Here is an 11,606-nt window from a genome sequence, read left to right on the forward strand (position 1 = left end):
CGGCTGGGTGGCAGAATGGCTTATGCAGAGGACTGCAAATCCTTTTATACCGGTTCAATTCCGGTCCCGGCCTCTTTCATTTTCTATATCTTGTAAAAGTTGCTCAATTCAACAGTAGCTTTAAGTGTGTAACCTATAGAGAAAATTATTCATAAGTAAAATCAATTTCTTTTCAAGTTATGGTTATACTCTTATAGCGTTTCATGGTAAAAAATAAACTAAAAATAAGCAAAGTGTTTTACAAAATGATATTACGTGATTTATTGTTTTTACTGCCGCCCGAAGTTGCTCACTCTTTGGCAATTATGGCATTAAAGAAAATACCTTATAAGAATCCTATAGAGCTACCAGAATCTTTGAGTGTGAATTTTTTTGGTAATAAGCTCAGAAGCCCCGTGGGTCTGGCTGCAGGTTTTGACAAGAATGCAGAAGTTATAAGGCCTATGCTTTCATTTGGTTTTGGATTTATTGAAACTGGTACTGTAACTCGTAATCCACAATATGGAAACAAAAAACCAAGAATTTTTCGGTTAATTAAAGATCAAGGGGTAATTAACAGATTGGGATTTAACAATAAAGGAATAGACTACTTTCTTAAACAAATAGATAAAACCAAGCTTGATGATTGCATTTTTGGCATCAACATAGGAAAAAACAGTACATCAAAGGACCAAATCAGCGATTATGTTGACTTAATAAAGATAGTATATGGAAAAAGCAATTATATAGTGCTGAACATCTCATCCCCAAACACGCCTAATTTACGCAATCTGCACAATAAGCAAGAATTATTGGAATTGTTGAAATCCGTAACTCTAACCCGGAAATCAATTGATAATTCTAAATCCATACCAATAATATTAAAAATCTCACCAGATATAGATCAGCAAACGAAAGAAAATATCGCTGAGCTTGCGTTGGAATATAAGATTGACGGATTAACAGTGAGCAACACTACGATCAGTCGGAATAACTTACATTCCCACCACAACGAGAGTGGTGGGTTGAGTGGCAAACCGCTGTTTAAACTTTCAACCGAGTTATTGAGCGATATGTACAAACTTACTAAGGGCAAAATATTGTTGGTAGGATGCGGAGGAATCTCAAGTGGTGCTGATGCATATAAAAAAATAAAGGCAGGAGCTTCTTTGGTGCAGTTGTACACTGCTCTCATATACCACGGACCTCAAGTTGTAAACAAAATTAATCTAGAACTTGCAGAACTAATAAGGAGAGATGGATTTAGTAACATTAGTGAGGTGGTGGGTTGTATACATTAAACATCTTCTCTGTCACCTAAGTAGCCGACACTGGAATAACATCGATGAATCATTATTCAAATAATGGTTATGCAAGAAGTCTATTAAACTGTATATTTTGGAAGTTGTTGGTATTATTTTAATAAAACAAAACTAATTCTTTGGTATAAAGGTGTGGTAGGAAGTGTTATTCTTTTAAATAATGGGTATGAAGAGTTTGAATGATGCAATATCTAAGATCATTGATTATAAATTTACAAATTATGCAATATTAGAAGAGGCACTAACTCACCCAAGCGTAAATAAAAGGAATAGCAAAAACCAGATTGTAAGCTACGAAAGACTAGAGTTTTTGGGCGATAGTGTTTTGAATATGGTTGTATCTGCCACACTGTTTAAACTATTTCCTGAAGAAAAAGAAGGAGCATTGGCAAAAAGAAAGACGGATTTAGTTTGTGGCAACACCATTGCTAATGTTGCTAAAGAAATAAAATTAGGCAGCTTTATCATCATGAATAATAGTGAACGCTGCAATGGAGGGAGATGTAACTTAAAAAATTTAGAAAACTCGCTTGAAGCACTAATAGGTGCAATTTATATTGATGGCGGGCTTGAAAATGTTGAAAAATTTATTATCCAATATTGGGAAAAGCTAGCTAAAGGCATGCTTGACCCCCCTCAAGATCCTAAAACCTCACTGCAAGAGTGGACTCAGAAAAACAAATTGCCTTTACCAGAGTATGAGCTTGTAAAACAAACTGGACCAGCGCACAATCCTGAATTTACTATATCAGTTTGCATAGAAGATTATGGTAAAGTTTCTGCATGCGCTTCTAGTAAAAAGATTGCTGAACAAAAAGCTGCTGAGTTGATGCTAGAAAAAATTGGAAAAGACGCTTCAGTTTAGGCAAAATAGGCATTAATGTAAATTTTAAGGAAGCTAATAGCGTTTAGGGTAAATGGTCAATTTAAGGAGAAGCATAGTATTATTCATAAAAAAGTTGATCTACCAAAAATCAAGCCTTATGTAGTGGAATATCAATGGCTGTTGTCGGAGATGCGGAAAAAAAGAAGTAGCAAGTTACCAAAAGGTGTTATGCCAGATACATTTGGTCCAAGAGTTGTTTTGTGAAGTTGACAGAGTCAAGGAGAATGAAAGTTTTAAAAAATAGCATATTTTTTAATTATAAAAATTTGATATTAACTGTTGTTGGTTGATTGAGTAAAAACCAGTGAATGGTCACGTTAAAACATATTTTTAAATTTCTGCCAAAATCCTGGTTTATTATCATTAACCTTTGTAAATGTTATATTTAAACTGTATTTCGGATCATTTGGCACGTCGTATTTTATGCTAAATGTTGAAACTTTATCGTTATTGTAAATATGTACATCATCATATGATAGCTTTGTTGTGTAACACTTTACATACTTTTGCTTATCATGCACTAAATCACCTGACTCCCTTTCTAGTTCCACAAATTTCGTTTTTTTCTGACATTCCTTCATTTTTATTAAATCCTTATCTAGTGATATTGAAACTGGCAACGTATTTCCAGCATATTCTTTAGCTAAAAGTTCACTTTGAGGATACATTTTTATTTCCCTGCCAAAATGTGAGTCTATGAAATTATTACTCCAAAATTTATCGCCAGAATGCACGTACTCATCAGTAGCATACGGCACCCCACCATAATTGCATTGAACTTTGTAATCTCCAACACCGTTGTTTTGAAAAAAATCATGAATAGCAGTGTAGCTACCGGCAGCATCATTTATATAATCCATTACTTTATTCCTTAAATTTTTAGTTCATTATATCATAATCATTATGCCAATCAATCAAAAAAGCTCTCCCTTGCTGTTTTTAAAACTGATTTTGAGCAAGCGCTCTCGATTAGTTGGGAGCGTATTTGTAAGATTGTGACATTCGTGCCTCCCAGTTTTTCACATACTGCTGAATCAATTCAGGATAATCTGTAATAATTAATAAATTTTCAGCATTTCCTTTTTTAGCTGTCTTACTAAGGTTAAATGACCCTGTGATGACTTTTTGATTGTCAACAATCATTATCTTATTATGAGCAATCTTTGGCTTATCATCGATCCAAATTGGTACTCCACCTGAAAATAATTCATTTATAACACTATATTTTGAGTAGAGTTGCGATTTATCTAAGATGACTTTCACATCAACACCGCGTTCTTTAGCATTAATCAAAGATTTTGCAACTGTTCCAAGAGTAAATGTATATTCTTGAACTAAGATAGATTTTTTAGACTGATCTATTACGTTGATTATCGGTACAGCACAATCTTCTCCAGGTGAAAAGCAAACCGTAGCTTTTGGGCAGGGCGAAAATATAAAACCCGCATAGTAATACAGAGAAAAACACATTAACAAGAATAAAAAGTGAAAAAGCCTCACAACAACCCACCCCCGGATATACGGCGATAGGCTACATTATAATTTAATCACCTGTCAATAGACTTCTTGCATAGTTTTTGGCAACAACCGTTAGAAACGAAAAAACTTACTTGACAAACTCCGCCAGCCCCCTTATCATGAAACTGAAGGTATTCAGTTATCTTCATCTGTGCAGATTAAACAGCAAGAAAACAACGTAGTTGGCGTCTTATTTTTAATTTTTTGCACTATGTGCACCTTATGTCTTCACAATATTTCTAGGTTTTTACCTACACAAGCTGAAACGCGCTTATAAGTCGTTTAAGACAGTATAGTACGCCAATTTGCAGGATTAGGGAGTGACAACTAGCTAACACGGGGTTTCTTTTGCCTTTTTTTCTGCTTAGTAAATTTCTTAAACATTTAAACTAAGGTGAGTTGCATTTAAAAGCAGCTAAATTGCAGTGTTTAAGACTTAAAAAACGCCAATGTTCTAAAATAGATATTAGCTGGGGCTTCTTTTGCCTTTTTTTTCGCTTGGTAAATTTCTTAATGTTTATAGCTAACATGAAGCTAAGTACGAACTTTGTTAAATACAACAAATGGTGTCATCCCAGTGCTCCTTTTTTTGTCATCCGAGTAGCTGACACTGGGATCTATTTTGCATGTAACTCCAATTGTGTTTTGGCATAAAACGCGACGCGTATTAGACTTATTTGCAAGCAAAGCTTGCTAGATCCAAGTAGTCAGGGCACTGGGATGACATCATAGGGACACTGGGATGACACCCTGACAATCGTCATCCCGCTACTTGTTAGCGGATGAGATACCGCGGCGGTATGACGGTTCGTGGCGGTATAATGAAGCTTGAAAGCGGATCACCTTTCACGACCCGTGTTTACTTCATTCACTTTAGGAGTATTAACAGGCGTTATTGCCGGGTTCTCAAGCTTTGTTGCCTGCTTCAAACCCTCGCTTACACTTTTGTCCTTTAAAATTTCATCAAGCTGCTTACTCTTTTGTTGCTCTTCGTTATTTGACGTATCTCTTTGAGCATCTTCTCTCATGTCATGAGTATTCTCCACACTCTTTTCATCCTCACCCAAAAGTTTTTCTAATATTTTCTTAACAAAGCGCTTCAGAAGACTCAAAAACCCTTCTTCTTTTTGATTTTCTTGTGGTTGAGGCGTGGTATCTTTTTTGTCCGGCTCAGTGTTGAGCTTCTCTTTTACAGAACTCTTGCTCACTGAGGGACTAACGATGTGCTCTGATGGCTGTGTATCTGTTTGTACAGAAGCCTCAGAAGTCTTTTTTTGTCCACTCTGTTCAACACTTTTACCTTCTGTTGTAGTTTCTCTAAGAGTGTTAGCTGCTTCTTGAAATTTTTTGTCATTTTTTAATTCTGCAACTTTTTCACTTGTGAAGATGCCCTTCCCTTTATATTGTTGGTCAAGCTCAGCAATTCTTTCAAAATCTTGACGTGCTTTTTCATCTGCACGTCCTTCTTGACTTTCAAGTTTCTGATTCAATTCTGCAACGTTTTTCATTTTGTTCTCAAGCTCCTTACTTTTCACAGCTTTTAGAGCCTTTGTTCCTTTTGCGATATAATTAACCTTCTCTTCTAATGAAGTACCTTCTGGAAAAGCACCTGGAGAACGTTCAAAGACGTCTTTAAACTTTTTTTCAACACTTTCTTGAGATGTCTGGGCCATACCTATTACCTATTAAAACATATCATATAACCAGTATATTAGCTAATTATATAAAAAACAGTTAACATAACTTGTGGTAGAGCGTCCTATTTATATCTTTTTCATTAAAATGCTATTTATTTATTAACTTAAAATATATAACAATATAGAAATGAAAAACAGCCCATTAGCAGTAGTATTCGATTGGGATAATACCTTAGTTGACACTCAAGATAATATTTTTAATGCTATTAAGCATACCATAAACTCAATGGGGTATAGTAATAAAGCTGCTGATAGAAATTCCCATGAGTCGAGAAAGAGCTATATGGTCAATTTATTTGGCGATCAGTGGAAAAAAGCGAATCAGATATATCAACAATACTTAGATAATGCGCTATTACAAAACATTGCTCTGAATCAAGGAGTAGAGGAAATGTTGCAGACACTGAAAAGCCACAATGTTTATCTAGCAATAGTAAGTAATAAGAAAAATACTAATTTACGTGAAGAAGTTACCTATTTTAAACTGGATTCTTACTTTGAAAGAGTGGTTGGGTCATGCGATACCGCGGAAGATAAACCATCTGCAACCCCACTGCTATTTGCACTAGAAGAGAGTACGTTGCCTATAAATAGAGAAAATGTGTTTTTCGTTGGTGATAGCATCACAGATGTTCTGTGTGCACAAAATGCCAATTGTTTACCTATTATATACGGTCAATCAATAAGCGGTTATGAAGATTTGTTATGTTTTCAACATTTTGATAAACTTACAGATTTTGTAATAAAGTATTTAGAAGATAGGTAATGACAGAGATTGCCAGCATAAAAAGGCGCTTTTGCGCGTATTTAATAGATGTAGCAATTTTATTAATTCCAACTTTATTAATTATACTGCTATTAGAGGATTCTCCGTTGATCTTACATCTATCATACATGTGTGTAAATTGTAGTTACTTCACATATTTTATATCTTCAAAGGCCCAAGCAACTCCCGGCCAACAGTTACTGAATATATATACTATCAATTTAGATAATTCTAAAATAGACTTGAATTTAGCGTTTGACAGAAGCACTTCCCAGTTTTTTCTTCCTTTGTTAAACAGTGTAGCAGTTATCCTTACTGAATTTTTGCAAGATCAGGAAGTATTAGTGAATGTCTTGAGTGCATTGAAAGTAATGATAGTGCTGCTCACTCTCTGCTGGTATCTAGTTGCTTGTTTTTCTAAAAAGAAACAGACATACCACGACATGCTATTTAATACGGTTGTTATCAAAGGAACTATTAAATGAGTTGCTATAACTATCGTTATCATATAAATTATGCTGATGAATTGAACTAAGGGAAGATTATGAATGAAGAGATAGTAAAACATTTGAATAAATTATTGACCAATGAGCTGACTTCTGTACGCCAGTATCTTTTGCATTTTGCGATTCTCAAAAATAATGGAATTAATAGACTTGCAGAAAAGGTAAAAAATGAGCTTAACGAAGAACTTGAACATGCAAACAAGTTGGCAGAAAGAATTTTGTTATTTAAAGGAGTTCCAAATTTTCAGGATACAAACGAAATATCAAAGCATGATGGAAAGTTTACAAAAGACACAATACGGAAAATCTTAGAAGCTAATTTGAAATTAGAGGGAAAAGGTATTAAGGATATCAAAGAAACGATTTCTATCGCTGAGAAAGAAAAAGATTTTGTTAGTGTAATGTTATTAGAAGAGATGTTAAAAAATGAAGAAGAGCACTTCCATTGGATTGAGAAACAGATTGACCTTATTGAACTAATGGGTGTTGAAAACTATTTAAGAACACAAATATAGAGTGTTAAAAAAAATAGTATTTATTTTAATTGTACCTTGCTTGCTCCTTTTTTTATTAGGATTATGGCAAGTATTCAGATTGAACTGGAAGAATAATATTATCAAAAATATGAGTCTTCCAGTTGTTCATCTATTGCCCAATAACGACCTTGAAAAATTTAACTATAGGCATGTCAAGATCGATGGGATTCTAAGTGACATAGAACTATATGTTTTTGCAGGGCAATATGGATATCATGTGTTATCTCCTATGCTACTTACTACTGGAAATTATATGCTAGTGAACAAAGGAATAGTTAAAGAAAAAAAAGAGGAAAGAGCAAAAATTGAAAAAGTAGCTGCAGGTGGAGTTTTATATTGCAATAGCAGTAAAAGCAAAAATTGGTTTATCAAGAACGATACTACTTCGAATACATGGTTTACCCTGAGTACAGAAGAAATTTCCAATGAGTTAGGTATTAAGCTAGAGAAGTGTATATTGTGGCCGAACAATTTTGGCAGCAAAGTAGCTATACAGCCAATGAAGCATTTGGAATATGCAATCACTTGGTTTGCACTTTCCTTAATTTGGTTGATTATGTGCGTAATTTACTATAGGCAAAACCTCAATAAAGCTTGAAGCTTTCTGTACATAAAATTAGAGAAGTAGTTATTCATCTTTATCACTACCAAGTTCTTTTAACATACTGTAATTGCCTTTTCTGAATCTACTTTTTAAAGACATAACTCCACTTTCGCTAATACCACTAAGGCTCAGTGCAGCTCCACCTAGCTGCAATCCTATCTCAGATGTTTCAGGAATAATTTTACTAGCTCCTAGATCTCTATAAACCTCCACATTACTCAGATCTGGTAAGCGTATTACAATATTTACATGCGGAAAATTTGCTGCAACTAAAGAAACAACTTTTTTTATAGTAACTTCATTCTTTATTGAAATAACGAGAGCTTGAGCTCTTTCTATTCCTACCGATTTTAAAATTTCACATCTTGTAACATCTCCAAGATATATAGGAAAACTATCACTTTTTCCTTCTTTGACTATTTTCGATTGAATATCTACAACAACGTAACTTAAATGCTCTGCCGTAAGCATTTTTGTTACCATATATCCCACTCTACCAAATCCAGCAACTATCACATGGTTATAAAGATCTTGTGTATCTGTTTCAACAGCTTCATCATCTAATATTGTTTTCTCAGTGCTAAATGAGTTTGCTATCCAATCTCCAAGCCCTGATAAAAGAGGAGTGAAAGCCATGGTTACTGTAGTTACCATCATAAGTACTTGAGCGATTTCACTTGGTAGCACATTTAGCTCATCTGCTAAGCGAAATAAAATAAACGCAAATTCACCGCCTTGTGAAAGCAGTAACCCAGCTTGTATAGCAGGTGCACTCTTAAACCCAAAAAATCTACACAATATATATATAATAGATGTTTTTAAAACGATAAGGATAATCGATAATAAAGTAATTAGTGGTAACTTATTGAGTAAAAGTTCGGTATTGATGGACATACCAACAGTCATGAAAAATAAGCCAAGAAACAAATCTTTAAATGGCAATACTGCGTGTTCTACTGAGTGTCTATATTCTGTTTCTGCAACTAACAATCCAGCAACAAATGCACCTAATGCTAACGATAAATGGAATTGCTCAGTAATAAATGCTGCTCCTAATACTATTAAAAGCGTTGTTGATATAAAGATCTCATTACTTTCCATTTTAGCAATAACCGAAAATAAAGGTCTAAGCAATAATCTACCAGTTATAAATATCAGCACTAATGCAATAGCTGCTTGCACCAATGAACCTGCCAATGAGCTTATCAGGCTGTGCTCAGAATTGCCAGTAAGTAAAGGTACCAATACTATTAATGGTACCACTGCAAAATCTTGCATTAATAGCACTGCTATCGACAATCTACCAACCTGACTTGCTTGAGAACCTTTTTCTTGCAGAACCTGCAACACTATTGCTGTTGAGGATAGCGCAAGCCCACCACCAATAACTGTTGCTATATTCGTATTCACTCCGAAAGCAAGAGCGATGCACCATATTGCTACCATGGTAACTATAACTTGAAGAGAACCGAACCCAAATACATGAATACGCATAGCGATCAGGCGTTCAAATGTCAATTCAAGGCCTATAATGAATAATAGAAAAACTACACCAAATTCTGCAAGATTATCCATTGCTTCAGCTGAGTGTATCAGATTAAATCCGTGAGAACCAATAACTGCACCTGCAACGAAGTAACCAAGCACTGGACTAATATTCATTTTCCAAAATGCTATGACTATAAACACAGCAGCAGAAAGCAAAATTATAATATCAAACAAATGCTGAGAGCCACTGTGCATGATATTTAACCTGTAGAATTAGACCATTTAATTGAGCAGCCAATACTTGATTTTTGGTCAATTGGAGAATTACCAGTTTCTGCAATAAATTTCATAGCTTGAAATAAGTCACTACTTCCTACTTCATAGCTTTGAACCTTTTCTTTTTTTGCGTTGTTAAAACGTCCACGATAGCAAAGGTTTAAATTGGAATTAAAGCCGAAAAAGTCAGGAGTGCAAACAGCCCCGTATTCTTTAGCTATTTTCTGTGTACTATCAATTAAATATGGAAATGTAAACTTATTTTCCTTGGCAAAATTAATCATATTTTCAAAGGAATCTTCTGGATATTCATTTACATCATTTGGCATTATTGCAATGGTGTTTACCTGATAATCTTTTTTCAATTGATCAACATCGCTTACCAGATTACTAATAATTGACTGAACGTAAGGACAGTGATTGCATATAAACATTACAATAAGACCATTTTTTCCACAACAGTCACTTAATGTATAGTATTTATTGTCTACTCCCAAAAGATTAAAATCTTTTGCAGTAAAACTAAAATCGACTTTAGGAGTATTCAGAGCAACCATAGACTATTATTATACCACATGTAATTTACGGTCTTATTATTTAAATGTCAAACGGTTTCTATGTATACTGTTTGCATATTCTTTTTTAGTATTATAATTATAAAACTTATGTTCATAACTTTCGAAGGAATAGACGGCTCTGGTAAAACAACACAATCTAAGCTACTTGCAAATCATTTTAAGCAAATTAACGGCGAAAATAATGTGGTATTGACTCGAGAACCAGGTGGCACTAACTTTGCAGAAAAGATAAGAGGAGTGTTGTTAACGAATAATATTGATCCTATTTCTGAACTCTTGCTACTTATTTCGATGAGGCGCGAACATATGAAAAAATTAATATTACCAGCTCTTGCAGAAGGAAAAATAGTGATTTGTGATCGGTTTATTGATTCAACTATTGCATACCAAGGATATGGGCTTAGTGTTGATTTAGGGCTAATAAGGGACTTACATAAGTTAGTAGAAATTAAATGTCCAGATATTACATTTATTCTAGATATTGATGTTAAAGTTGGGTTAAATAGAGCAAAAGACAAGAATAAATATGAAGAAATGGATGTTAATTTTTACAATAAGGTCAGAAAAGGATTTCAGGAAATAGCCATAAAAGAGCCCGTTAGGTGCAGTGTTATCACTGGAATTGAAACAAAAAATGATAATCACGTACACAATGAAATTATTGATAAAATCACCTAGCTTGTGATAGAAAATTATCAATTTCAGGTAACATTATTTCATATGAATAACTTTTTGTTTGAGTAGCTAAAAAATCCTGTATTTTGTCTGGATCTTCTTCACTTATCATCTTATATGCCCTTGCGAGGTTCATTAATTCACTTCTATTTTTTTTATTGCTTACTTCAGTAATAGTAAAAAATTGATCAAAATGGTCTAAGAGGTCTTTATTTTTTATTGAAGACACAATATTGTCAATTTCTTTCACATATAATGCAAGTTTGTGTGCTTTACTACGATCTTCAAAACAAAGATTAACAAGCACGTTACGAAACCTATCTTTCGTAGTACTTCTCACTTCTGCTAATAAGGACTTAATATTTTCTTGGCAATGCACTCTCTTTACCGATTCAGCCGGTTCAACCATACCAAGAACATTCTTTACCAAAGATTTTTCTTCACAACTAAATATGAACATTTAATAACCCATCGATAAAGTGAAGAGCAAGAACATAGCCGGAAGTAAAAACGGAGCTAATACATTTTGTGACGCAGGGAAAATAAACCAGGTAACAGTTGCTATTGACACAGTTACAAATAATCCTGATAAACATAATTGTGCTTTTCTTCTATAATTCTGATCAATAACTGTACTTACACCAATAGAAGCTATATCAATCATTACTCACACCTCATTAAACATTAATACTAACTGAATGATAGCATTATTGTGATGAAAATGCAATATTATGAATATTTTAATACAATTTATATTGACAGTTACAATTCTGAA

General features: G+C 34.0%; 14 protein-coding genes and 1 tRNA gene. 8 read left to right on the top strand and 7 right to left on the bottom strand.

The genetic code is table 11. The features are described from left to right. Position 1: 1 nt before the first annotated feature. The 3 genes from ABWU40_RS00990 (at position 2) to rnc (ending at position 2,166) form a co-directional block, all read left to right on the top strand. Positions 2-73, top strand: a tRNA-Cys gene (locus ABWU40_RS00990). Positions 74-203: 130 nt separating this feature from the next. Further along, complete coding sequence (locus tag ABWU40_RS00995; protein ID WP_015589461.1) at positions 204-1,280, top strand: quinone-dependent dihydroorotate dehydrogenase; 1,077 nt, start codon at positions 204-206, stop codon at positions 1,278-1,280. Positions 1,281-1,467: 187 nt separating this feature from the next. Next, a complete protein-coding gene (gene rnc, locus ABWU40_RS01000; RefSeq protein WP_006279914.1) occupies positions 1,468-2,166 on the top strand; it encodes a ribonuclease III in 699 nt (232 codons plus the stop codon). Between the two features lie 338 nt (positions 2,167-2,504). On the opposite strand, the gene ABWU40_RS01010 is transcribed toward rnc, so the two are convergent. The 3 genes from ABWU40_RS01010 to ABWU40_RS01020 all read right to left on the bottom strand — a co-directional run bounded on the left by ABWU40_RS01010 (position 2,505) and on the right by ABWU40_RS01020 (position 5,378). Further along, the gene (locus ABWU40_RS01010; RefSeq protein ID WP_006279913.1) at positions 2,505-3,047 is read right to left on the bottom strand and encodes a hypothetical protein; all 543 of its coding nucleotides are present in this window, start codon (positions 3,045-3,047) and stop codon (positions 2,505-2,507) included. Positions 3,048-3,156: 109 nt separating this feature from the next. Then, positions 3,157-3,687: a phospholipase D family protein gene (locus ABWU40_RS01015; RefSeq protein WP_015589462.1), complete on the bottom strand. Its 531-nt coding sequence runs from the start codon at positions 3,685-3,687 to the stop codon at positions 3,157-3,159. 857 nt (positions 3,688-4,544) lie between these two features. After that, positions 4,545-5,378 (bottom strand): hypothetical protein, encoded by an 834-nt coding sequence (locus tag ABWU40_RS01020; protein WP_015589463.1) that lies wholly within the window; start codon positions 5,376-5,378, stop codon positions 4,545-4,547. A gap of 151 nt (positions 5,379-5,529) precedes the next feature. Between ABWU40_RS01020 and ABWU40_RS01025 the strand changes: the two genes are divergently transcribed. Genes ABWU40_RS01025 through ABWU40_RS01040 form a run of 4 tightly spaced genes read left to right on the top strand, consistent with a single transcriptional unit; the run spans position 5,530 to position 7,808 of the window. Beyond that, positions 5,530-6,168 (top strand): HAD family hydrolase, encoded by a 639-nt coding sequence (locus tag ABWU40_RS01025; RefSeq protein WP_015589464.1) that lies wholly within the window; start codon positions 5,530-5,532, stop codon positions 6,166-6,168. After that, the gene (locus ABWU40_RS01030) at positions 6,168-6,653 is read left to right on the top strand and encodes an RDD family protein (RefSeq protein ID WP_015589465.1); all 486 of its coding nucleotides are present in this window, start codon (positions 6,168-6,170) and stop codon (positions 6,651-6,653) included. The genes ABWU40_RS01025 and ABWU40_RS01030 overlap by 1 nt, the downstream gene beginning before the upstream one ends. A 59-nt stretch (positions 6,654-6,712) precedes the next feature. Further along, positions 6,713-7,189, top strand: coding sequence for a bacterioferritin (gene bfr / locus ABWU40_RS01035; protein WP_007549093.1), 477 nt, complete (start codon positions 6,713-6,715; stop codon positions 7,187-7,189). Position 7,190: 1 nt separating this feature from the next. Further along, positions 7,191-7,808, top strand: coding sequence for an SURF1 family protein (locus ABWU40_RS01040; RefSeq protein WP_015589466.1), 618 nt, complete (start codon positions 7,191-7,193; stop codon positions 7,806-7,808). A gap of 30 nt (positions 7,809-7,838) precedes the next feature. On the opposite strand, the gene ABWU40_RS01045 is transcribed toward ABWU40_RS01040, so the two are convergent. Together ABWU40_RS01045 and ABWU40_RS01050 are read right to left on the bottom strand one after the other, a co-directional pair. Further along, on the bottom strand, positions 7,839-9,557 hold the full coding sequence (locus ABWU40_RS01045; protein ID WP_353279207.1) for a monovalent cation:proton antiporter-2 (CPA2) family protein: 1,719 nt from the start codon (positions 9,555-9,557) through the stop codon (positions 7,839-7,841). 5 nt (positions 9,558-9,562) lie between these two features. Further along, the gene (locus ABWU40_RS01050) at positions 9,563-10,135 is read right to left on the bottom strand and encodes a thioredoxin family protein (RefSeq protein WP_015589468.1); all 573 of its coding nucleotides are present in this window, start codon (positions 10,133-10,135) and stop codon (positions 9,563-9,565) included. A gap of 108 nt (positions 10,136-10,243) precedes the next feature. On the opposite strand from ABWU40_RS01050, the gene tmk reads away from it, so the two are divergent. After that, a complete protein-coding gene (gene tmk / locus ABWU40_RS01055) occupies positions 10,244-10,834 on the top strand; it encodes a dTMP kinase (protein ID WP_353279420.1) in 591 nt (196 codons plus the stop codon). On the opposite strand, the gene ABWU40_RS01060 is transcribed toward tmk, so the two are convergent. Both ABWU40_RS01060 and ABWU40_RS01065 read right to left on the bottom strand, forming a co-directional pair. Continuing rightward, a complete protein-coding gene (locus ABWU40_RS01060; RefSeq protein WP_353279209.1) occupies positions 10,827-11,291 on the bottom strand; it encodes a hypothetical protein in 465 nt (154 codons plus the stop codon). The genes tmk and ABWU40_RS01060 overlap by 8 nt on opposite strands. Continuing rightward, complete coding sequence (locus tag ABWU40_RS01065) at positions 11,292-11,495, bottom strand: hypothetical protein (protein WP_264705832.1); 204 nt, start codon at positions 11,493-11,495, stop codon at positions 11,292-11,294. Between the last annotated feature and the right edge of the window lie 111 nt (positions 11,496-11,606).

The sequence above is a fragment of the Wolbachia endosymbiont (group A) of Cydia amplana genome (assembly GCF_964028495.1).
GTDB lineage: Bacteria > Pseudomonadota > Alphaproteobacteria > Rickettsiales > Anaplasmataceae > Wolbachia > Wolbachia pipientis.